The organism is Aquabacterium sp. A08, from assembly GCF_011742065.1.
The window spans coordinates 1-305 of sequence record NZ_JAAQQT010000057.1; the positions used below are offsets into that span (position 1 = coordinate 1).

A 305-nucleotide genomic window follows, 5' to 3' on the forward strand; every position below is an offset into this window, starting at 1 on the left:
AGCTGGTCGCAGCTGTACGCGCGGCGCGGCGCCCGGGTGGAGGCTTTGCAAGACCTGGCCGGCCTGCGCGTGGCGGTGCTGCAGGGCTCGGTCCAGGAGCGCGCGCTGCAGGCATTCCTGACCAGCTTTGGCCTGGTCGTGCGCCAGGTGCCGGTGGCCTCGTTCGACGCCGGGGTGCGCGCGGTGCTGGCGGACGAGGCCGATCTGGTCGCGGTCAACCACCTGTACGGCAACCGCCACGCCGTGGCCGCCGGGCTGGTGGCCACGGCGGTGCAGTTCAACCCCGCCGCCCTGTTTTTTGCCGC

General features: G+C 73.1%; 1 protein-coding gene. It reads left to right on the plus strand.

The features are described 5' to 3' along the window. A partial coding sequence (locus tag HA630_RS00320; protein WP_166831994.1) for an ABC transporter substrate-binding protein occupies window positions 1–305 on the plus strand: 305 nt, incomplete at both ends.